The sequence below is a fragment of the Oceanisphaera sp. IT1-181 genome (assembly GCF_033807535.1).
In the GTDB taxonomy this organism is placed as follows: Bacteria; Pseudomonadota; Gammaproteobacteria; order Enterobacterales; family Aeromonadaceae; genus Oceanimonas.
This window is the reverse complement of the sequence record NZ_CP136856.1, coordinates 1,015,333-1,036,534: the sequence shown is the minus strand read 5'-3', so window position 1 is coordinate 1,036,534 and position 21,202 is coordinate 1,015,333. Positions and strand designations below refer to the sequence as shown.

Here is a 21,202-nt window from a genome sequence, read left to right as displayed (position 1 = left end):
TCATGTTGTGGTGTTAATTATCAATGTTTTCGGCCCTACGGCTCTGAATAGATGGCGTTATTCCATAGTTGATTCAATCGCTGATTCACTGCTTATTCAACATTTGCGGCCACCGAATTATCTAGGGCGACAGTCGGATCAGGCAAGCGATATAGCCCGCGATTATACGCCAAACTGCCCCACAAGGCGTACGCCTTGGCGGTTTGCAGTAGCGCCACATCGAGTGGCGCAGGGCTCATTTTTTGCGTCTCAAACGAATAGCTAAAACTCAGCGGATCTTTTTCTGGCTGCAGCACCACCAGCTTATCTTCGCTCAGCAGGGCAAAGTTCTTGTCGAACTGCATCATCACCTGACCGGGTGCATCGGCAGGCTGTTGGGTCAAATCTCGGCCCAACATGGGGTTCTCGCTGTCAATGCCCATCAAGGATAACAGCGTCGGTGCCAAGTCAATCTGGCTAACCAGCCGCGTATCTCGCTGCGGGGCTATGCCCTTCCCCAAAATAAGCCCCGGAACCCGAAAATTTTTCACCGGCACTAACTCAGGCCCATACACCCGAGAGTCGTGATCGGCCACCACCAAAAACAGCGTATCTTGCCAGTAATCCGCCTGCTGCGCCTGATCGAAGAAACGGCCCAGCGCATAGTCCGCATACTTAGCCGCATTATTGCGCGTCTGTTTCGGCTGTTCATAGAGTTCGATGCGATTATCGGGGAACTCGAACGGATCGTGATTGCTGGAACTAAATACCAGACTGAAAAACGGCTGCTCGCGCTCAGACAAGCGCTCGAATTCCTGATGCGCTCGGTTAAATAGATCCTCGTCGCTTACCCCCCAGGAGCCGACAAACTCCGGCTGGGAATAATCGCGCTGATCGATGATGGTCTCGAAACCGTTGCCCAGAAAGAAGCTGGCCATGTTATCGAAATGACCCTCACCACCATAAATAAAACTGGTGCTGTACTTATGCTGGCGTAATAGCTGAGCAATAGTGAAAAATCCGGTCTGGCTCTTATCCAGTTTCACCACCGCGCGGGCCGGCGTGGGAGTAAAACCCGTGATAACCGCCTCTATACCTCGTACCGAACGGGTGCCGGTGGCATACAGCTGGTCAAACATCCAACCCTGTTGTGAAAGCCGATCCAGATTAGGCGTCAGCGGCAAGCCGCCCAGCGACCCCACAAAACGCGCGCCCAAACTTTCTTCCAGAATAATGACCAGATTCTTAGGCTTGCCGCGGTAAGTGGCCTGGTTGTAAGTCAAGCTCGGCAAGGCGGCCGAGACAAAGTCGCTGTCAGGGCGGCCGCTGGCTTGGCGCAGCGTGGCCAACAGCTCGTCTTCTGCCATGTGGCCATACAAGGCGGCGGCATTTTCTTCCTTGCTTAGCTGGCGTAGTGAAAATCCGACCGAATAGGCGGAGTTCAACACCAGCGAGTTCACCAATGGATCGGTGGAAAAAGCCACCATGGCCGGATTCAAGCCTCTGTGGCCCAGCGTAGAGCGGGCAGCCATAAAGCCGACGGCCAGCACCAGCACCGCCAGTATCGGCCGCCAGTAAAAACGCGGATAACTCAAGTTTCGGCACACCCGAGCCGAAAAACGCCACAAGCTCCAAACCGCCAGCGGCAAGGTCAGACTCACCACTAGTAAGGCCAGCAGATGTCCGCCCAGTAACATGGCGAACACTTCCTTGGGATACATCAGATATTCCACAAACAAACGGTTGGGGCGCAGATCATAGGTGGCGATAAAATCCGGTGTCGACAGCTCCATAAAGAGCAGCAACACACTGCCGGCCACCAGCCAAAGTCGCATTAGTACCAGCCAAGCTCGGCCCAGCGCATTTCCATCGGCCAGTAACATGGTAAAGACCATGGGCACACCAAACAGCCAGCCCATAGTCGATGCGTCGATGCGCAATCCCTGCAACAAGAGATGCCCCCAACCTCCGGTATCCGTCACCCGCTCAAACTGCCAAGCAGCAAGACCTAAACGACTCAAGCTCAGCAGCAGTAAATTGAGCAGTATAAAACAGATAAAAGGCCAAGCAGGCCCCAAGGTATGTTTAATGCGGATCATGATGATGTCTTCCATGGCAATATCAGAGTTTGGGATTATTACGTTTACTAGGTGAAAAAAGGGTCAAAAGCGTGACGTTAACTCCTCACTGCTCTCACTTCGTCACTGAAGCTTGAGTAAAGGCACAGAGTACCGAGTATAGCGCTAAGGCATAAAGTTACCTGATTACCCACAAAGCTCAGCTATGTTTCAGTAAATTAAGCATCAATGAATTCAATAGGTTACAGAGAGGCATGTCGAATATCCTGCTGGCCATACGTTCGAGACCCACAACCACGCCAAATTTCAAAACGTTGCACCGTAGAGGCCCTTGTCTTAGGTAAAGAGTAGCTGGCCGGTGGCGCGGAGCGCCACCAAGATCTTCAAACCGCACGGCGTTGACAAAGGCACCTACAAAACACACCTCGTTTAACATTGATGTGGTTTGTAGGTTCTTGTTTTACTGCGTAAAACCGGCCAGCTAAAGCGGCCTCTACCGCAAAGAAATAGCCTTGCTGCACCCTGCTTGTATTGATATCGCAGCAGGGTATGGATACGAGAAAAGAACAAACCAAAACAGCGCACATCATGGCTGAGGGTCATACGTAATCAGGTAAAGTTAAGGCGTGGCGGAACGGATATAGTGCAAAAAGAACGACTAAATTTTCTGAGTAACCCTAAATTAAAAAAAATTTTGGATTTGAATGTTTTTACCTTTTTTTGACCTGCCCCAGCCTACCCTTGGCCAACATTATCGTCATTTCTCTATCTCTGACTGGGAGCTTAACATGGACTCATTAGCTGAGCCTGCAACAACGCCGAGACCAAATACCCCAACCGCGAACACCGGTTTTTCACTGACGCCAACGCGCTTGGTGTTTTTGGCAGCTTGTTATTTCTTTGTGGTGCTGAATCTGGCTTTACTGGCCAAATTAGTCGGTATTCTGGAAAGTTTAAGTGACTTCAAGCTCGGCTTTATGCTTACCATACCGGTGTTTTTCATTGCTTGCTTTACCATCATCTTTAGCTTGCTCACCCCCTTTCGCTTAGAAAAATGGGTGCTGATACCTTTTATTATACTGTCGGCATTACTCAACTATGTGATGTTCCATTACGGCACCATAGTCGATCGCGACATGATAGTGAACGTGTTGGAAACCAATGCCGGCGAGGCCAAATCTTACCTCAATGCTAGCGCCCTGCTGTGGTTTGTCTTCACCGGTCTGCTGCCTGCTATTTTGCTGCTGAAAATGACCATCCGCCGCAGTACTGTGTGGCGCGAGCTCGTCATGAAGCTGTTGTCTGTGGTGTTATCTGTATTGGTGATACTGCTGATTGCCGTCTTTTACTACAAAGACTACGCCTCTGTGGGGCGCAATAACCATTACCTCAACAAGATGATCATTCCCACCCACTTTGCCCACAGCCTGTATAAGTATTTGGACGATAGCTACTTTACTACGCCAGAGCCCTATCAAACCTTGGGCGAAGACGCCACATTACTCACGCAGGCTAAAACGGGCCGCAAACAGGTGATGGTGATGATGGTGGGAGAAACCGCACGCGCTGCCAACTTTCAACTCGGTGGCTATGAGCGTGGCACTAATGCCTTTACTCAAGCCTTAACTAACGCCCGCTCTGATACTAAAAGTGCCGCTAACAGTAACGCCAACACTAACATGCCAAGCGTCACGTATTTTCAGGATGTAACTTCTTGTGGCACCGCTACTGCGGTCTCTGTGCCTTGCATGTTTTCACACCAATCTCGAACAGACTTTTCCGATACTCAAGCTGCCAACCAAGACAATTTAATGGACATAGTGGCGCGCGCCGGTATTAAGACGGTGTGGTTAGAAAATGACGGCGGCTGTAAAGGGGCCTGTGCGCGGACCGAGACCATAGCGTTTGAACCCAATGCCACCAATCCGGTGTGTGATGGGGATTATTGCCAAGATCAAGTACTGCTAGAAGGCTTAAGCGAGCAGCTAAAAAGTATTACCGCTGCCTCTAATCAAGCAGAGAGCAACCTGATAGTGCTGCATATGGTGGGCAGCCATGGCCCCACCTATTACAAGCGATACCCTCAGGAATTTGCCCATTTTCAGCCGGATTGTCAGCGCAGCGATATTCAAAACTGTGATGCACGCCAGCTCAATAATACCTATGACAATACTATCTATTATACCGATTACATTATCAGCCAGGTGATTAAGCAGTTACAAGAGCGTGACGACTTAGATACCGGTTTACTGTATGTGTCGGATCACGGCGAGTCGTTAGGTGAGTCTGGCTTATATCTGCACGGTATGCCCTATGCGCTGGCCCCCAAAGAGCAAACCCAGGTGCCCATGTTAACCTGGTTTTCTGAAGGTTTTGCGGCCGATAAACAACTGGATGAAGGCTGTTTAGCCACACAGGCTAAGGAAAATGAATATTCCCACGACAACCTGTTCGACTCCATGCTGGGTTTACTGGATGTATCAACTGCGATTTACCGACCCCAGCTTGATATATTTAGCAGCTGTCGTCAGCAGTTGGCGTCACATAAGTCCGTGTTATTAACCTCGGCCGCGACAAAATAAATAGTCACCTGAGTACCGTTAGTTGTCTCTGTAGAGTGAGCTGGCTGAGTACCGTTAGTCGCCTGAGTAGCGAGAGTTGACGGAATAGCAGAGTCGGCGGCGGGCGGCGTCGATATCTGCAGCCGCCAGCCTTGGTGCTGACAAATACGCTCTACTATGGCCAATCCCAAACCAAATCCTTCGGGGTTGGCCACACTCACGCCTCGCTCATGCACCTTAGCTTGTAGCTCGGCGCTGATGCCGCTGCCGGTATCAGACACCCGCAAATAATTCGCCGTGACCTCGACCTTAATGCCGCCCGTTGCCGTGTGCTGTATGGCATTGCGCAACAGGTTATTCAACACCGCCACCATCATGCTGGCCGGCAAGGCTGGCACTTGCCCAATCACAGCTAAGCTCAGTTTCAGCCCTCGGCTGTCCGCCAACGGCTGCCAATGGGCCAATTGGGCTTTAGCCAGCTCGGCCAAGGGACTGAGTTCGTTATTTCCCGCCAAGGAGTCGGGTGTGCGCGACAACTGTAAAAACAGCTCAGTTTGCTGCTGCATTTGGCCAAGCGCGCCGTCGATACGCTGCAGTTGGCGCGCCACCAACGGCGTAGGCTCACTGACCGCCAGCATATCCAAGGCGCCGCGGATCACCATCATGCAGGTACGTAGCTCATGACTGGCATTAGCTGAAAACTGCTGCTCTCTGAGCAGTAACTCATTCACGCGCAGCACATAACGATCAAAGGTGCGCGCTAACTGACCAGTTTCATCGTTGGGATAATGATGGGTTAGCTGGCTGCCGGGCTGCTCCGGCAAATGTGCCACCTCTTGGGCCAAGGTAGCCACGGGTTTAAGTATTTGTTGGCTTAAACGCCGAGAAAAGAGGAAACCTAAGCCCCATATCAACAGCACGCTTAGCCCAATGCCGGTAAACATCAACTGTTCATAGCGTTCAAACTCGCTCTGATCTTGGACCAATACATGGACCCAGCCCGCTTCGTGGCGCACAAATAAGTTATAGGCTTTGTTGCCGAGCAAAACTTCATGGCCACCGGCTGGATAGCCACGAAAGGCATCCGGCAATAAGTGTTGATCGTTTTTGGGCAACTTGTAGTAGGTGGTGTCGGTCATGGGCAGCACCAAAGGCTGGCTCACCGTTTGCTGATTGTGCATATGATCCGTGAGATCACTTTGCAAATGATTATAAAACAGGGTGTTTTCAAACCAGTACACCAGCATTATCATGCCCGCCGCCGCCAGCAGACTAATGACCACTATCACTAAGTTAAGTGCCAGTTGCAGCCGAGTTCTAATGGTCAGGCGCATGGGTCTATTTCCCTATTTGATCATTATTGGCCTGCTTATTGACAGCCAGCCGATAGCCCTGCCCGTGCACCGTCTGCAGCAAGGCCTCGCTAAAAGGTTTATCCAGTTGATTGCGCAGTAAATAAATGTGCGCCTTAAGGCCATCGCTGTCCGGTGGGTCGTCGGACCATAATTGATCGATTAAGGTGTCACGACTCACCACATTGGGTGCGTAGCGCATTAAGATCTCAAGCAGTTTCAGACATTTGGGATTGAGATTCAGCAGCTGTTGCGCACGGCAAGCTTGGCGCAAATCCAGATCCAATGTGACATCGCAAACCTTGAGTATCCGAGCCTGTTGTTTTTGAGAGCGTTTCAGCACCGCTTGAATACGTGACCATAACTCGGGCAAGGCAAAGGGCTTCACCAAATAATCATCAGCCCCTACTTCAAAACCGCTGAGCTTATCTTGCAAGGTATCACGGGCGGTGAGCATCACTATGGGCAACGGATTTTGCTCGGCGCGTAGCTGAGCACACAAGGCTAAACCATCTAATCCGGGTAAGGATAAGTCCAGCACCAGCAAGTCGTATTCGTGGCGGCGAGTCTGCTGCAGTGCAGCTTGCCCGTTATAGAGTGCATCCACCACCGCACCTTTTAAGGTCAGGTAATCCACGATATTCACCAGAATATCCGGATTATCTTCCACCACTAATATCCGCATCTGGGCTCCTTAAACATCATGTAAGACTTAAACCTCGGGTAAGGCGCGATTTTGTAGCTCAACACCCTGCGCACTTACTACCAAGACACTGCCTTGAGTGTACCAATCGCCGAGCACGATACGCCGGGCTGGCTCATTGTTAACCGACAAGCTATGAATAGCCGGTCTGTGGGTGTGGCCGTGGATCAGGGTGCGTACCTTATAGCGCTGCATTTGTCGTTCCACTTCGCTTTGGTTCACATCCATCACCTGCATTACCTTGCCTTCTTTGGCGGCGGCACTTTTGCTGCGAATACCATCAGCAATGCCCATGCGAAACTTAAGCGGCAAGCGTAAAAACAGCCATTGCAACCACCCCCAGCGAGTCACGCGACGATAACGCTGATAGCCCGCATCATCGATACACAAGGTATCGCCGTGCATCACCAGCGTTGGCTCACCGTATAGGTCGATGACTTTGTGCTCGGGCAATAAACTCATGCCAGCGGCGCGGGCAAAGCGTCGCCCCACCATAAAGTCACGATTGCCGTGAATAAAATACACCGGTGTGCCCTGCTGGCTACAAGCCAAAAAGGCCGCCGCCACTTCGCCATTAAGCGCACTGACTTCATCATCGCCGATGGAAAACTCAAATAGGTCACCCAGCACATACAAGGCATCCGCGTCTTTCGCGTCCTCGCCCATAAAGCGTAAAAACGCCGCCGTCATGTCTGGGCGATCGGCGCTCAAGTGCAAGTCAGCAATAAAAAGCGTGGTGTGTTTCACTAATGGCTCTTCTTAATAAAAATGGCTAACGCCCATTAACTTAACGCTTGGCGACGGGTTGAAATTAAGCGCCACTGTTAAGAGTTACAGGTTAAGAGTTAAGATAATGAGGCTAAAAAATGGCAGCCTAAGCTGCCATTGTGGGTGCGCTGCGGATATTGATTGAATTTCAACCAATCCTGTAAAGCGTACGGCTTACTCGCTAACGGTCACACCAGTGATCAGTACATCTTCTACTGGTACGTCTTGATGCACATGACCGCGATTACCGGTGGCCACGCCTTTAATGGCATTGACCACGTCCATGCCTTCAACCACTTCAGCAAACACGCAGTAACCGTAGCCTTGGTTAGTGGCGGATTTGAAGTTTAAGAAGTCATTGTCGCCCACGTTAATAAAAAACTGCGCGGAAGCCGAATGCGGCTCAGAAGTACGCGCCATCGCAACCGTGCCTATCTTGTTAGATAAGCCATTATCGGCTTCGTTTTTAACCGAGGCACGGGTGGGCTTTTCTTTAAAATCGGCGTCAAAACCGCCGCCTTGGATCATAAAGCCGTCAATAACACGGTGGAACAGCACGCCGTCATAATGACCATCGCGGCAATATTGTAAGAAGTTTGCTACGGTTTCAGGGGCTTTGTCGGCAAACAAGTTCAGGCTGATGTCGCCATGGGTAGTATGTAGTGTGACCATAATCAGATTCCAATATCAGATGAAAGAGTGTCAATGCTCGATTTTAGCGCATACAGGCCCGATAGCGAACCCCCAACACGCGCAAGACTTGCACCTGTTAGCCATTAAAGGTTCAATAGTGGTGCTTTTATCCCTAATACCCTCACCAAGATGTGGAATCATGCTGAAAATCTACAATACTCTGACCCGACAAAAAGAAGAATTTATCCCTTTAATTCCCGGCAAGGTCGGCATGTATGTCTGTGGTGTCACCATTTATGACTTATGTCACATTGGCCATGGCCGCACTTTTGTCGCCTTCGATGTGGTGACTCGTTATTTGCGCTACCTCGGTTATGATCTGACCTATGTACGCAATATCACCGACATTGACGATAAAATCATTAAGCGTGCCGCCGAAAATGGTGAAAGCTGTGACGCCTTAACGGAGCGCCTCACCGCTGACATGCATCAAGACTTTGACTCTTTAAAACTGGCTCGCCCAGATATAGAGCCAAAGGCCACCCAGCATATCCCAGAAATTATTAGCATGGTACAGCAGTTGTTGGCGGACGAGCACGCCTATGTGGCCGACAGCGGCGATGTCTTGTTTGCGGTCAATAGCTTTGCAGATTACGGCAAACTCTCCGGCCAAAATCTCGAGCAACTGCAAGCCGGTGCGCGGGTTGAGGTAGAGCACACTAAGCGTAACCCGCTCGACTTCGTATTATGGAAGCAGTCTAAGCCCGGTGAGCCGAGCTGGGAATCGCCATGGGGCTTAGGCCGCCCAGGTTGGCACATAGAGTGCTCGGCCATGAACGGCAAGCATTTAGGTCAGCACTTCGATATTCACGGCGGCGGCTCGGATTTGCAGTTTCCGCATCATGAAAACGAAATCGCCCAAAGCTGCTGCGCCAATCACACGCCTTATGTAAATACCTGGATGCACTCAGGCATGGTGATGGTCGACCAAGAAAAGATGTCTAAATCACTCGGCAACTTTTTTACCATTCGCGATGTGCTCAAGCATTACGACGGCGAAACCGTGCGCTACTTCTTGTTGTCCGGCCACTATCGCAGCCAACTGAACTATTCAGATGACAACTTGAACAAAGCCCACAGTGCTTTAGAACGCTTTTATACGGCGCTGCGTGACCTACCCAAGGTCGTCCCGAGCGGCGGCGAGGAATTTGTGACGCGCTTTAACTCCGCCATGAATGATGACTTTAATACGCCCGAGGCCTACTCGGCGCTGTTTGATTTAGCGCGCGAGATTAACCGCTTAAAAGGCAAAGACGATGCAGCCGCCGCCGGCCTTGGCGCCCAGCTACGAAAGCTAGGCGGTGTGCTGGGTTTACTGGACCAAGATCCCGAATCCTTCTTGCGTGGCACTGCGGGTGCTGATGATGACGTTGCTGAAATAGAACGTTTGATCCAAGCCAGATTAGATGCACGCACCAACAAAGACTGGGCGGCGGCAGATGCGGCCCGCGACAGCCTCACCAGCATGGGTATAGTGCTAGAAGATGGCGCAGCCGGTACCCGTTGGCGTCGAAAATAAGCGCAGTGACTGCGCTCAACATTGTAAAAACAATTCAGGGCGCCATAATTGGCGCCTTACTTTTTGATTAGTATGGGTTGCCCACACCCACAGGCCATCACTAACAATTTTACTGATAAACTTATCAATAACTTCACTCACCAGGAGTTCTGCTATGCGCATTTTCACCACCAGCTTGATACTCACGGCCTTACTCGGCCTCACCGCCTGTGAGCCTTCAGGGCCCTCTGCCGATATTGGCGATAAGATAGATCAAGTCACCGAAGAGTCGTTGGCAAACGAGCCCGCGGCAACAGTAGGTGATGAGCCCGTTCAACCAGAAATCCTCGCCACAAACGATCAAGCGCCAGAGCCTGCTGTGATTGAAGAGCAAAAAGCAGCACTCGAGCATGCTAACCAAGTCGCCTCGGAAGAAGCAGAAGAGCGATTGAACGAAATATTAGAAGAGGCGCTCGTTGAGCCATAATACTCAGCAAAGCCTAAGCGGTAGTCCGCGTTATGCAGGGCGGTTATTAGATAGATACATAAACTTCATCAGCGACTGCCCGCGCAGTCTCTGTTAGTAAATGCAGCTAATAAAAAATTAACCATCCCGCGATGCCTTAGGTTTTTATCCAACATTAGTTTTTTATGCAGCTTAAGACAGAGTCTGACCGATTGAACGGTTACTTTTAGCGCTTTATTACGACAACCTCGTTCGCAGCTTGCGCTTAGTGGTTGATATGCATAAATTTTTATAAAAAACACCGTATTTAAATTTTTTAAAACGCTGTTGTTGTATCGAGTTTTACGCTATTAATGAGGGGTTAAAACAATAAAGTGACTCAGGTCACACTAAAATTCTACTAGGAGCACAACATGAAAAAGTCTCTACTTAATATTTTGCTATTAACTTCTGTTACCGCTTTTGGTCTGGCTGCCTGTGACAACAAAGGCCCTGCAGAACAAGCAGGTGAAAAAATAGACGCCACTGTTGAGCAGTTGCAAGAGCAAAATCAAGAAGCTGGCACCATGGAAAAAGCCGGTGAGCAGTTAGACCAAGCCGCACAAGACCTTAAAGAAGGCGCTAAAAATCTTAAAGATGGTGCAGCCGAGCAAGTAGAAAAAGCCGGTGATGCCATTGAAGATGCGGCCGATGCTGCTGATCAAAAATTAGAAGAATTAAAAGCTGATGACAACAATTAATTAGTGTTGTTAGCATAATAATAAGGGAGCCTGGGCTCCCTTATTTTTGTTCTTGTTCTTGTTCTTGCACCGGTGTCGGCGCAGGTTTTGGCTCCATGCCCCCGCCACAATATTTGCAGTATTTGGCATCCTGGTCATGACCAGTCTTGTCACATTGCGGACAATGGCGCATATCGTACTCTCGGCGCATTTCTCGCCCCAGCTCGGCACTGAGAATACCGGTTGGCACCGCAATAATGGCATAGCCCATCAACATGGTAATGGCAGCAATGCCCCGCCCCAGCGGCGTTTGTGGCGTAATGTCACCAAAACCTACCGTGGTAATGGTCACTATGGCCCAATAAATGCTGATGGGAATACTGGTAAAGCCGTTTTCCGGCCCTTCCACCACATACAATAAAGAGCCAAATAGCGTCACCAATATAAAAAGGCTGCTGAAAAAAACCATGATCTTGCGTCGGCTTTGATTCAGCGAGCGCAACAGTACATTGGCTTCATGGGCATAGCGAAACAGCTTTAGAATACGAAAAATCCGCAATACGCGAAGTAATCGCACCATCAGCAACAAGTTGGCACCGGGAATAAACATCGCCAGATAGGTTGGCATAACGGCTAATACGTCAATAACGCCGTAAAAACTGCGCATGTAGGCCAGTCGATTATGGGCGCAATAAACCCGAACCCCGTATTCCACGGTAAATAACAGGGTAAAGGTCCATTCCAGAACATACAGGGTACCGCCAATATGGGTGCGCACCGAACTCATCGAGTCCAGCAGCAGCACCGCTATCGACAGCAGAATAACGACGATAAGCGCCAGATCAAAACGGCGGCCCGCCGGAGTTTCGGTACCAAAGATAACCGTGTAAAGCACGTCCTTGCTGGGCCACTGCATGACTGGTCCTTATAAAATAAGTCTTATAAAAAACAAGTATTTATAGAGGATAGAGCCTAAATGACAAGGCGTCTTTGTGTTTATGGGCAATCCTGTTATTGATCGTGATAGCGCTCACAGGCAATCAAGGTGTTTTCTATTAATGAGGCCACCGTCATGGGGCCTACGCCACCTGGAACTGGAGTAATATAAGCGGCGCGTTCGGCGGCGGCCTCATATTCCACATCGCCCACTAAACGACCGTCGTCTAAGCGATTAATGCCCACATCTATCACCACGGCACCGGGCTTAATCCAGCTACCAAGAATAAACTCAGGCTTACCCACTGCGACCACTAATAAATCCGCTTCGCCAACCTTGGTTTTTAAATCTTCAGTAAAACGATGGCACGTAGTCGTAGTGCAACCGGCTAATAACAGCTCTAGGGTCATGGGGCGGCCCACTATATTAGAAGCTCCCACCACTACCGCATTTAACCCGTGGGTTTTAATGTGGCTGCGCTCAATCAGCGTCATTATGCCCTTGGGCGTACAGGGGCGCAGGGCCGGAATACGTTGTGCCAAGCGACCTATGTTATAAGGGTGAAAGCCATCAACGTCTTTATGAGGATGAATACGCTCAATAACCGGTGTGCTATCAATGTGATTAGGCAGCGGTAATTGTACTAAAATACCGTCTATGGTGGCGTCATTATTCAGCTCATCAATCAAAGCCAGTAAATGCTGCTCTGTGGTGTCTTTTGGCAAATCATAAGATTTAGAAATAAATCCCACTTCTTCACAAGCGCGACGTTTACTGCCCACGTAGACCTGTGAGGCCGGGTTGGCGCCGACCAATATGACCGCCAGGCCTGGTGCACGTTTTCCGGCGCGCGTGCGTTCTGCCACACGTTCTGCTACCTGACTACGTACTGCCTGTGCAATCGCTTTTCCATCGATTATTTTAGCTGACATCTGCGTTGATTCTCACCTTTAAAAACCTGCGCCGATTGTCGCATTTTTTATTGGCTTTGGTAAGCAAGCCGCAACAGCTTTCGCGGATGGTGGGTCGCTATTTTGCACCCACAACGTCAATTAAGCGCCCCGGCGCGCGTGAGCGCGATAAAGCCGTTGACCACAGGCGAGCAAATGGGTATTATGCTGCCCCGTTACACCTTGACGTTATTTATCATAGCGTTATGGAAAAATGTAGCGCAGTGCGCCCTTAGCTCAGTCGGATAGAGCACCCGCCTTCTAAGCGGGTGGCCGCAGGTTCGAATCCTGCAGGGCGCGCCATCTATGGTGATCGTAGCTCAGTTGGTAGAGTCTAACAGCTTGAAAACGCTGTTATTTCCCGGATTTAACCCCAACCAACATAAAAGCTAGGTTACATAAAAGGTTACAAGCCCCGCTGTAACTTGTGGTTGATTCTCCAAGGATCTAACCATGCAAAAAATTACATTCAGGATTGGAGCTTTCTCCGTATCCGTATCCTATCTGCAACAACGCAACACCAGCGGCTTATACTACTATCGCCGTGCCATCCCCTCCCCATTACGCCACCACTACAACGGTAAGCGTGAACTTGTTTACTCCCTTAAAACCAAAGATCTAAACGCAGCATCACAGAAAGCCCAAGAACTGGCCTTACAGCACAACAACGAATTTGAGCTATTACGCCATAACATCACCCCTCCCCCTGTGTTCACCATCCCACCAGCAAGCCCACTGCCTGCCGAACTTGTACCAGCGCCAGCAGAAGAACAGCCCATTACGTTGGATGAAATCAAAACCAACGCCCTGAAGTCGTATCTGGGTAACAAGAAGAAAACGACTGAGATAGCCCGATGCTTTGGATATTTCTCAGAGCTTCCCCCTATCTTATCCCACATAAAAAAGAGGGATGTTCTTAGAGTTGTAGAGAGCCTGAAGACAGACCATCAGCTCAAGACCGCCACCATCAAGAAAGCTGTTGGCTTTATTAGCAGGCAAGTTAAGTTAACCCTACAGCTACACGACTCAGGCATTCCCAACCCCTTTGCTGGTGTTCCCTTTGATAACATCAAGAAGGATGCAGAGAAGCGCCACACGTTCGAGGCTGTAGAGCTTCAGAAGCTCAAGGAGACCATCAGGAAGAAGTCAGGGCTTATCACGGCTCAGATTGTTGGCCTACTTTACGACACGGGCTGTAGAAACGCCGAGATAGGTGGTTTGAAGCTGGAAGACATCAAGCTCGATACACCGATTCCTCATCTTGTTATCAAACCCCATGAACAACGAGGGCTGAAGAACGATAACAGCGAACGATTGATCCCCCTCACTGGCATGAGCCTTGAGTTTGCCAAGATAGTGACGGCAGCAGCACAGCCAGGACAAGTACACGCTTTACCCGCTACTTCAAAGATCACAAATTTAAAGGTGATAGTTGCTCTGCGGCTGTAAATAAATTTTTATCTGGTATCGTAGATCAAGGCACTAGCCACAGCTTCAGACACAGCTTGAACACTCGGCTGATTGAGTCAGGAGCAACCGAAATGGAGGTTGTCAGTTTGATGGGCTGGAGCCGTGAAGGCATGATCCACCACTACGGCAAGGGGAGAAGCTTGAAGTTTTTACGCTCTGTACTGGACAGGATGCATCAGCATGAGCAGGAAAAAGCTTAACCACCGTCTAAAAGCCAGACTCAATCGGTTTCTTTTCCCTCATCTTTCTGCTATCACTGGTATCTAGGGATAAAAATAGAAAATAGAAAATAGAAAATAGAAAATAGAAAATAGAAAATAGAAAGCACAACTATTATGGGGGAAATCGAGAAGGCTGCCAGTAATTTCTGTACCTTCATTATCGGGATATTACTACTTATCTTGCTGTATCATCTTGCTGTATCATCTTGCTGTATCATCTTGCTGTATCAAATTTGTTGGGGCAGATTTTTCAACACTTACGAATGAAGGAGGCGGAGCCGCTTGGTTTGGCTTAATATTAGGATTTGGCATTCTTTGGCTTAGTGGTAAGCTCTTTAAAGCCATTTTCTGCCTCTATCGCGAGAGCCTTCGATCTTATTTTAGGGAGTAATAATGAAAATAATTAGCATTGCATTAACTCTAGCATTATTCACTACAACCCCTGTAATGGCCGCCGAGGATCCATCTAAGGAAGATATGCAAACATGGACTCTAAATCTTGTTGAATCTCTACTGATGTGCGGCTACTCTCAAAGATACTTAGCATGGGGAAATAGCAGCAACGAATACATCAATACAATGAGACCAATATTAAAGGACTTAAGTAATAGTTATACTGATGAAAAAAGAAGGAACTACTTTGAGAACTATGAAAAAACCTTCACCAAACCTTATGCACTTGATATCGCAGAGCAGCCAATCAACAAAGAATTTCTAAAAGAAATGGGAAAAATAGAAGATAAAATTATTAGTGAAAGAAAAATACACAAAGGAAATGAATATCACTGGGCTCTCATTGGTGAGTGTGAGTTACTTCATGGTCGCATCGCTATGTATTTCGATCACTTTCGGGAAATAATGCTAAAATAATAAGATGATAGAGACAATATGGTACAACAAAATTAACTTACTGAAAACAATAGTTCTACTCGTCCCTTGATAGAATGCAAGATGCACCCGCACGAAAAAGGTCAACCTCCGTCTAAACAACAAAGAGAGCACATTAATGATAGACCTTATAACACAATCAATATTACAAGCCATCTGCCTATTACCCCCAGCTTGGCTGATATACAAAAAAGCAGGTCTAAACCCAGCGACTAGCCTCACTGTTATGATACCTTGGATAGGTATTTTAATTTGTGCATTGATACTTAGCATCACTAAGTGGAATACATATTCAGTTGAGGAAAATTAAATATGTTAGGAATCAGCGTTTGGCAACTTCTTATAATGTTACTATCCATTTTAATAGCGATACCAACATTTAGCCCGATAGCTAAAAAAGCTGGGTACTCAGGCTGGTGGTCACTAATTATGTTAATACCAATTTTCAATGTTATCTTTATATGGATTTTCTCGTTTTCCAAATGGCCTATTGAAAAAGAGTAACAACCTAAACTGGCGGCTCGGTTGTATAAGTAATTAGGAATAATTCGTATGGGTACATACTGATCTTTTTCATAATATTGAGCCATATTACTAAAAACTTGCACAGTAACTATGCGATATTATTTGTTAGCATATCTATCTTTAAAACTACCAATTCACACTAATAAATTGAGTAACAAAGGAAAAATTATGGCAATCATCACATGCCCCGACTGTAACAAAGACATATCAAACTTGGCTGAATCTTGCCCACATTGCGGTAGGCCAAGTTTTGAAGCTCCAAAAAAAACAAGATCCGTTAGCGTTTTATTAGGTGTCGGTATCGTTCTTCTACCAATTGTCTTTGCTTGGTTTACTTTACGTGACGGTCATACTAAAAAATCAAAAGTAATCTCTTTCGCTTGGCTTGCTCTTACTTTATTTTTTGCTTTATTTGAAGAAGATAATAATGATGTATCAACTATCTCTTCAACCAACACTATAACTCAAGAAGAAATAATGCATGTGAGGATTGGGGATATACTATCAGCTTATGAAAATAATGAAATTGGTGCTGACAACAGGTACAAAGGCGAAGTAATACAGCTAACAGGGATTATCAGCAGCATCAAGAAAGACATCATGAATAACTTGTACGTCACTCTCGGCACAGGACAACAGTTTCAGATCCCAGAGATACAAGCTTTTTTCGATGACTCCATGAGCTATCAACTTGGCAGGTTAGATACAGGTAATAGGTTAACTGTCGTATGCCGTATAGATGGGCTTATGATGAACATTATTGCTAAAAACTGCATAATAAAATAAAAACTAGAGGGCTATCCTTACCAATCCCCTCATATGAACCGCGCCACACCTTAGTTTGAGAGCAATAGTGGTAAAAAATGACAAAACTCTACTGTGGTACTGCGTAACCTAGAAAATGTCCTATCCCTAGGCACAATGCGGTCTCAGCTGATTCCGGGGGTTAGTGCATATTTAGATTGTGCGGCTAACATGACGCGATCTGCTATTAAAATTAGGGGATTACTAAGACTATTAACACCTTTATTTTATATCATCACTTAGTGACGTACCAAGCCATGACACGTTTAATTATTGTTAAATATATTTAACTTCTTAGAGCCCCACCACTGTTAGCACTGCCAAATATAAAGGCCACTAAAGTGAAATATACTTTGACTAGCGCAGTGTAATTTGGTATAATAAATGTAGGTGGGCCTTATTTTAAACCCACTCTAGCAAGTGCATTAGTGACCATCCGCCGTCACACAATTCCAAGTGGATAATATGCTACAGCCTTGAATATCAGGGTTGCACTCTATCATCCGTAATCTTGGGATTTATAATTATGAATGCAGTACAAAAAACTTTTACAAACAATCTCCGCTGTAACATCAGTCGCAAGACTGTCTTCACTTTAGACACACTATTAGAACACTTTGAAATTCCCACAACAGGAACGCTTAATAATCGGGCCGCTTCGCTAATCCGTGAATTGTACTTCGTACACCAAGACGAGATACAAATCACTAAATTAGAGGCGCTAGTTAACCCTACTCCTCACTAATTCCAACACTGTAATACACACCAGCTTTCAATAGTTTGGTGGTTTTTTGCATGCTTAAAATTAACTAAAAAGGAATATATTAAATGAATAAAATCGAGTTTACATTTACGGAGTCAGGCGGTCAAACAGAAGCTGTCTCCACCGAAAAACTAACCCCACTGGCAACCTCAATCCTAAATAGAAATTTAAAAAGAGGAGTTTAATTTATGCAAACCACTAAGCGTCAACCGAGTTTGTGGGCGTTAGTTGAAAAACTTTTTCCTGCTGATACGGACGAGCAAAAACTGAGAAATTACAACGCTATAGCCAAGAGATTATCGAGAAAGGTGCCGCTTATAACTGCTTTACTCACACCTATAGCTGAACGCACCAGCAGCACATAAGTAATGCCGCGTAACTCATGTGGATCTACACTGTCATTATAGATGCCATTTTGTGGGCCCAGATATGAAGCGACACTTATTAGGACAACCACTAACAGCCGAAGAAACTATCACTCTGAAAGAGATGTCAAAACACCATCCTTTCCCAGATTTCAGACGAAGGGCTCTCGCACTGCTCGCGCTGAATGATGGCTCTACGGTTGTCCAGATTGCCCAGATGTTTCGGATAAGCGATCAACCGATCTACAACTGGACAAAAGGCTGGAGAACTACGGGATTGGTCGGCATTTTGACTGGGCATAAAGGCGGCCGACCGCCCAAGTTGACAGCTGAAATGTTGGATATGGCTGCAGATATTGCCCGCTCTGAGCCACTGACGCTGGCTAAGATAGCTGTCCGCGTTCGCGACCAATATCCTGATGCCCCTTCATTCAGTTTGGACCGCCTTTCGGTTGGACTAAGAGCCAGAAAGCTATCTTTCAAACGAACCCGGCTCAGCCTCGAAAAAAAAGAGACGAAGCAGCCTTCCAGGAAGCAAAAGGCCGCTTGGCAAGACTCCAAGGAAGGGCCAAAGCAGACAAAATAGAACTTCTTTACTGCGATGAAAGTGGCTTCTCCTGCGTACCGAATGTACAGCGGGCCTGGGCACCACTCGGTGTCACTCATCTCGCTGATGCCAGTGCAAGCCGTAAGCGTGTGAATGTGATTGGCGCACTGAACTATGCTACCGGTAAGCTGCATTTTGAACTTTTTGAACACTCAGTGAAACGGCAACACGTGGTACCCTTTTTAGATAAGTTGGCGCAATCTTCCTGCCAGGATAAATTGACGATTGTGGTCGTGGACAATGCGTCAATCCATCATTTTATCGCCCCCTCGATGCGAGATAAGTGGCTGTATGATCATCAGTTTGTACTGCTTTATCTCCCCCCATACAGCCCGGAATTGAACTTGATCGAGATATTGTGGAAGCAAGCTAAATATCACTGGCGAAGCTTTACCTCTTGGAAGAAAGACAAGTTAGTGAATGAAGTATCAACGCTATTCAAGGGAGTGGGTAATGACTTCCACATAAGTTATGCGTGATTACTTAGAATAAAGGCTTAACAACGACACTACCGTAAACTTTATTAAAAAAGGAATAAGATGAACAACTCAAATAAAAAACGACACCTTATCATTGGCACTAATAACATAAAAAACCAGTTAAGTAAACTTCACATGCAACTAAATCACATTAAGTACAGTTCGCCAACTTACAAACAAAAGCCAACTAGATTTCAACAAAAGAGAGAGAAAATGACTGATTTTATAGCGCTATTGATTATTTACACTTCCATCATGGCAAACCTTCAGTAACATAACAAAAGAAAAATAATAAAATTAGGAGTCGACACATGACTGAATTAAGAATCCCCCTCCCCTTGTTACATTGGATAGATAAGCAGCGTGGAGCTATGAGCCGTCAGGCATTTATATTAAGCTGCCTGTACCAAATGATGAATGAGCAACTAATGAACAAATAAGAAGAGGAACACTGAAAACAATGACTGAAATACTAACCATCCAAGCAATCCCAGCAGGTGGTAAAACATACGCCATCATCCAGCACATTAACAACTCAATGGAAAATAAATTTATTGTCGTATGCATTGGCCAAGAACTGGCTAGACAGACTTATAATGATATTCAGCGTAGCAAAGCTATTGCCATTACTGATGATAGTGGACGCACTCTGCCAGTTACTGCAACAATTGAGAAAAAATTGAAAGCTGGCATAGACGTTGTTTTATGTTGCCATCAGGGGTTTATGAGAATAGCCCCCAGCTTACTAGACGGATATACAGTTATAATAGACGAAATTCCAGCCGCTATCCAGTTAGACGGAGGGACTTGGAACAACACGAAAGACATTGATGACATTTTAAGGCGTACAACAGACAGCAATCTAGATGATAGTAAGTATACAGCGCACCCAGATCATGGGTTGGCTGAGATAGAGGCTATACGAGAAGAGCAGACACGCTCAGATAAAATCGAGTCTATGCTTGTCAGTTTAGAATCTGGCTCGACTATAACACGCGATAAAAATAATGGGTTCCGCTGGAGTGTAGCTTTTAACTGGGTTAGCCACCTACAATACGCAGATAAGATTTATATGTTAGCGGCTCAGATTGAAGGGTTGGCCACTCCGTTGCTAATGAAAGCACAGGGAGCTGTATTTACCCCATGTTCTGACATAAAGCCGAACTACTCAGCCTATGCCAACCCTGAGCGGATCAAGGTGGTTCCTTTACTAACTGGTATCAACTACACCAAGAATAAGTGTATTGATAGTGATCGAGTGTTACGTATCGGCAGTAATGGTAATTACGACAAAGATGGGCTCACCGTTTACCATGCCATGAGAGCGAATGCCGAGCAGGTAGTAGCTGATTACAACAAAGATGGGTTCACCTACACGCTAAACTCTTATCAAGCTAGCGGAAGTTGGGGTGAACGGGATCGTATGGCTTACAACCCACACGGGCGCAATGATTTAATCTCGTATGAAGCCATAGTGTCTATCTATCAAACCAACCCTAACAACTCAGAGCTACAGGAAATAGAAAACCTTGCGAACTTGTACGAGATAGATAAAGAAAAGCTCAAACAGGCATACATTACCCAGCGTTACCTAGAACCAGTCTTCCAAGCCAGCACCCGTGGGGCTATACGCAATCACAGCAACCCAAACACCACTTATGTTGTTGTAGTTCCAGATGAGCGGGCAGCTCGCTACCTACTTGATGGTCACTTTAAAGGTGGTGAGTTGGTTATGACTTATGCCATTGATGGGAAGAAGCTAGAGGCTGAAAAAGATAGTTATGATCGTGCTATCTCTGGGGTTAAGCTCACGCCAAAGGGCTTAGGGATTCCAGAAAACCTTTCCAATGCTTTCAGAAGTTGGAAAAGTCGGTGTGCTCGCAATCAAACCCCTGTCACTTTAAAAGACTGCACCAAGTGGATGGATAAACAGGGCTTACAACCGACACAAACGGCTGCATATTAAGGATAACGACACATTTTATGTATAGGGTCTTTACATGTTTTGTGTCGCTTTGCTTTAACGGTATTTATAAAACAACAAGAAGGGATAAAACAAAAATCCCAAACTATCAAATACTTATAAGGAACCTCTGCAAATGTCAGATCATAGACCTTATAGCAGTGCTTGCAGATAAGCCCTTATAAGAGCTTTAACAGCTTGGAGTTGCTTTGCTTATCACTCCTTTTCTTATGTTGTAGGTGATTGCAATAGCCCCTATAGCTCAACCTTCTGAGTACCTTTTACACCTTCCTAGAAAGCCTCTTAAACTCCCCTCAGAAATACCCCTCTATAAGTATACTAACCCCATACTTAAACTAAGGTTATTAACTTGAATTTAACACACCAATTACATTATTAACATCTACTCTATT

General features: G+C 46.8%; 19 protein-coding genes and 1 tRNA gene. 13 read left to right on the top strand and 7 right to left on the bottom strand.

Annotated elements, in window-relative coordinates; genetic code table 11:
- Positions 1-92: 92 nt before the first annotated feature.
- Positions 93-2,078, bottom strand: coding sequence for an LTA synthase family protein (locus tag R0134_RS04840; protein ID WP_319784307.1), 1,986 nt, complete (start codon positions 2,076-2,078; stop codon positions 93-95).
- Between the two features lie 683 nt (positions 2,079-2,761).
- Here R0134_RS04840 and R0134_RS04835 point away from each other — a divergent pair.
- A complete protein-coding gene (locus R0134_RS04835) occupies positions 2,762-4,639 on the top strand; it encodes a phosphoethanolamine--lipid A transferase (RefSeq protein ID WP_319783704.1) in 1,878 nt (625 codons plus the stop codon).
- Here R0134_RS04835 and R0134_RS04830 read toward each other — a convergent pair.
- The 4 genes from R0134_RS04830 to R0134_RS04815 all read right to left on the bottom strand — a co-directional run bounded on the left by R0134_RS04830 (position 4,585) and on the right by R0134_RS04815 (position 8,113).
- The gene (locus R0134_RS04830) at positions 4,585-5,952 is read right to left on the bottom strand and encodes a HAMP domain-containing sensor histidine kinase (RefSeq protein ID WP_319783703.1); all 1,368 of its coding nucleotides are present in this window, start codon (positions 5,950-5,952) and stop codon (positions 4,585-4,587) included. The genes R0134_RS04835 and R0134_RS04830 overlap by 55 nt on opposite strands.
- Before the next feature lie 4 nt (positions 5,953-5,956).
- Complete coding sequence (locus R0134_RS04825; RefSeq protein ID WP_319783702.1) at positions 5,957-6,655, bottom strand: response regulator transcription factor; 699 nt, start codon at positions 6,653-6,655, stop codon at positions 5,957-5,959.
- Between the two features lie 27 nt (positions 6,656-6,682).
- Positions 6,683-7,420, bottom strand: a complete 738-nt coding sequence (gene lpxH, locus R0134_RS04820) for a UDP-2,3-diacylglucosamine diphosphatase (protein ID WP_319783701.1) — start codon at positions 7,418-7,420, stop codon at positions 6,683-6,685.
- A gap of 195 nt (positions 7,421-7,615) precedes the next feature.
- Complete coding sequence (locus tag R0134_RS04815; protein WP_319783700.1) at positions 7,616-8,113, bottom strand: peptidylprolyl isomerase; 498 nt, start codon at positions 8,111-8,113, stop codon at positions 7,616-7,618.
- Positions 8,114-8,273: 160 nt separating this feature from the next.
- Between R0134_RS04815 and cysS the strand changes: the two genes are divergently transcribed.
- The 3 genes from cysS (at position 8,274) to R0134_RS04800 (ending at position 10,838) form a co-directional block, all read left to right on the top strand.
- Positions 8,274-9,653 (top strand): cysteine--tRNA ligase, encoded by a 1,380-nt coding sequence (cysS, locus tag R0134_RS04810; protein ID WP_319783699.1) that lies wholly within the window; start codon positions 8,274-8,276, stop codon positions 9,651-9,653.
- 154 nt (positions 9,654-9,807) lie between these two features.
- Positions 9,808-10,119 (top strand): hypothetical protein, encoded by a 312-nt coding sequence (locus R0134_RS04805; protein ID WP_319783698.1) that lies wholly within the window; start codon positions 9,808-9,810, stop codon positions 10,117-10,119.
- A gap of 392 nt (positions 10,120-10,511) precedes the next feature.
- A complete protein-coding gene (locus R0134_RS04800; protein WP_319783697.1) occupies positions 10,512-10,838 on the top strand; it encodes a hypothetical protein in 327 nt (108 codons plus the stop codon).
- 40 nt (positions 10,839-10,878) lie between these two features.
- Here R0134_RS04800 and R0134_RS04795 read toward each other — a convergent pair whose 3' ends face one another.
- Complete coding sequence (locus R0134_RS04795; RefSeq protein WP_319783696.1) at positions 10,879-11,733, bottom strand: ion transporter; 855 nt, start codon at positions 11,731-11,733, stop codon at positions 10,879-10,881.
- 95 nt (positions 11,734-11,828) lie between these two features.
- Positions 11,829-12,686, bottom strand: a complete 858-nt coding sequence (gene folD / locus R0134_RS04790; RefSeq protein WP_319783695.1) for a bifunctional methylenetetrahydrofolate dehydrogenase/methenyltetrahydrofolate cyclohydrolase FolD — start codon at positions 12,684-12,686, stop codon at positions 11,829-11,831.
- Between the two features lie 244 nt (positions 12,687-12,930).
- Here folD and R0134_RS04785 point away from each other — a divergent pair.
- The 9 genes from R0134_RS04785 to R0134_RS04745 all read left to right on the top strand — a co-directional run bounded on the left by R0134_RS04785 (position 12,931) and on the right by R0134_RS04745 (position 20,792).
- Positions 12,931-13,007, top strand: a tRNA-Arg gene (locus R0134_RS04785).
- 150 nt (positions 13,008-13,157) lie between these two features.
- Entirely contained in the window at positions 13,158-14,153 is a 996-nt protein-coding gene (locus R0134_RS04780; RefSeq protein ID WP_319783694.1) for a DUF6538 domain-containing protein, read from the top strand.
- 92 nt (positions 14,154-14,245) lie between these two features.
- Positions 14,246-14,374, top strand: coding sequence for a hypothetical protein (locus R0134_RS04775; RefSeq protein WP_319783693.1), 129 nt, complete (start codon positions 14,246-14,248; stop codon positions 14,372-14,374).
- A 414-nt stretch (positions 14,375-14,788) separates the two neighbouring features.
- Complete coding sequence (locus tag R0134_RS04770) at positions 14,789-15,265, top strand: hypothetical protein (RefSeq protein WP_319783692.1); 477 nt, start codon at positions 14,789-14,791, stop codon at positions 15,263-15,265.
- 711 nt (positions 15,266-15,976) lie between these two features.
- On the top strand, positions 15,977-16,594 hold the full coding sequence (locus R0134_RS04765; protein WP_319783691.1) for an OB-fold protein: 618 nt from the start codon (positions 15,977-15,979) through the stop codon (positions 16,592-16,594).
- 969 nt (positions 16,595-17,563) lie between these two features.
- On the top strand, positions 17,564-17,740 hold the full coding sequence (locus R0134_RS04760; RefSeq protein WP_319783690.1) for a hypothetical protein: 177 nt from the start codon (positions 17,564-17,566) through the stop codon (positions 17,738-17,740).
- A gap of 64 nt (positions 17,741-17,804) precedes the next feature.
- Positions 17,805-18,326, top strand: coding sequence for a helix-turn-helix domain-containing protein (locus tag R0134_RS04755; RefSeq protein ID WP_319782624.1), 522 nt, complete (start codon positions 17,805-17,807; stop codon positions 18,324-18,326).
- The gene (locus tag R0134_RS04750) at positions 18,287-18,826 is read left to right on the top strand and encodes an IS630 family transposase (protein ID WP_319782623.1); all 540 of its coding nucleotides are present in this window, start codon (positions 18,287-18,289) and stop codon (positions 18,824-18,826) included. Before R0134_RS04755 ends, R0134_RS04750 begins: the two co-directional genes overlap by 40 nt.
- A gap of 460 nt (positions 18,827-19,286) precedes the next feature.
- Complete coding sequence (locus R0134_RS04745; RefSeq protein ID WP_319783689.1) at positions 19,287-20,792, top strand: hypothetical protein; 1,506 nt, start codon at positions 19,287-19,289, stop codon at positions 20,790-20,792.
- The last annotated feature ends 410 nt before the right edge of the window (positions 20,793-21,202 follow it).

Excerpts from the sequence above, each read along its gene's own strand:
- R0134_RS04840 (WP_319784307.1), bottom strand. The coding sequence starts at position 2,078 with ATGATCCGCATTAAACATACCTTGGGGCCTGCTTGGCCTTTTATCTGT.
- R0134_RS04835 (WP_319783704.1), top strand. The coding sequence starts at position 2,762 with ATGTTTTTACCTTTTTTTGACCTGCCCCAGCCTACCCTTGGCCAACAT.
- R0134_RS04830 (WP_319783703.1), bottom strand. The coding sequence starts at position 5,952 with ATGCGCCTGACCATTAGAACTCGGCTGCAACTGGCACTTAACTTAGTG.
- R0134_RS04825 (WP_319783702.1), bottom strand. The coding sequence starts at position 6,655 with ATGCGGATATTAGTGGTGGAAGATAATCCGGATATTCTGGTGAATATC.
- R0134_RS04815 (WP_319783700.1), bottom strand. The coding sequence starts at position 8,113 with ATGGTCACACTACATACTACCCATGGCGACATCAGCCTGAACTTGTTT.
- cysS (WP_319783699.1), top strand. The coding sequence starts at position 8,274 with ATGCTGAAAATCTACAATACTCTGACCCGACAAAAAGAAGAATTTATC.
- R0134_RS04805 (WP_319783698.1), top strand. The coding sequence starts at position 9,808 with ATGCGCATTTTCACCACCAGCTTGATACTCACGGCCTTACTCGGCCTC.
- R0134_RS04800 (WP_319783697.1), top strand. The coding sequence starts at position 10,512 with ATGAAAAAGTCTCTACTTAATATTTTGCTATTAACTTCTGTTACCGCT.
- R0134_RS04795 (WP_319783696.1), bottom strand. The coding sequence starts at position 11,733 with ATGCAGTGGCCCAGCAAGGACGTGCTTTACACGGTTATCTTTGGTACC.
- folD (WP_319783695.1), bottom strand. The coding sequence starts at position 12,686 with ATGTCAGCTAAAATAATCGATGGAAAAGCGATTGCACAGGCAGTACGT.
- R0134_RS04780 (WP_319783694.1), top strand. The coding sequence starts at position 13,158 with ATGCAAAAAATTACATTCAGGATTGGAGCTTTCTCCGTATCCGTATCC.
- R0134_RS04775 (WP_319783693.1), top strand. The coding sequence starts at position 14,246 with ATGGAGGTTGTCAGTTTGATGGGCTGGAGCCGTGAAGGCATGATCCAC.
- R0134_RS04770 (WP_319783692.1), top strand. The coding sequence starts at position 14,789 with ATGAAAATAATTAGCATTGCATTAACTCTAGCATTATTCACTACAACC.
- R0134_RS04765 (WP_319783691.1), top strand. The coding sequence starts at position 15,977 with ATGGCAATCATCACATGCCCCGACTGTAACAAAGACATATCAAACTTG.
- R0134_RS04760 (WP_319783690.1), top strand. The coding sequence starts at position 17,564 with ATGCAAACCACTAAGCGTCAACCGAGTTTGTGGGCGTTAGTTGAAAAA.
- R0134_RS04755 (WP_319782624.1), top strand. The coding sequence starts at position 17,805 with ATGAAGCGACACTTATTAGGACAACCACTAACAGCCGAAGAAACTATC.
- R0134_RS04745 (WP_319783689.1), top strand. The coding sequence starts at position 19,287 with ATGACTGAAATACTAACCATCCAAGCAATCCCAGCAGGTGGTAAAACA.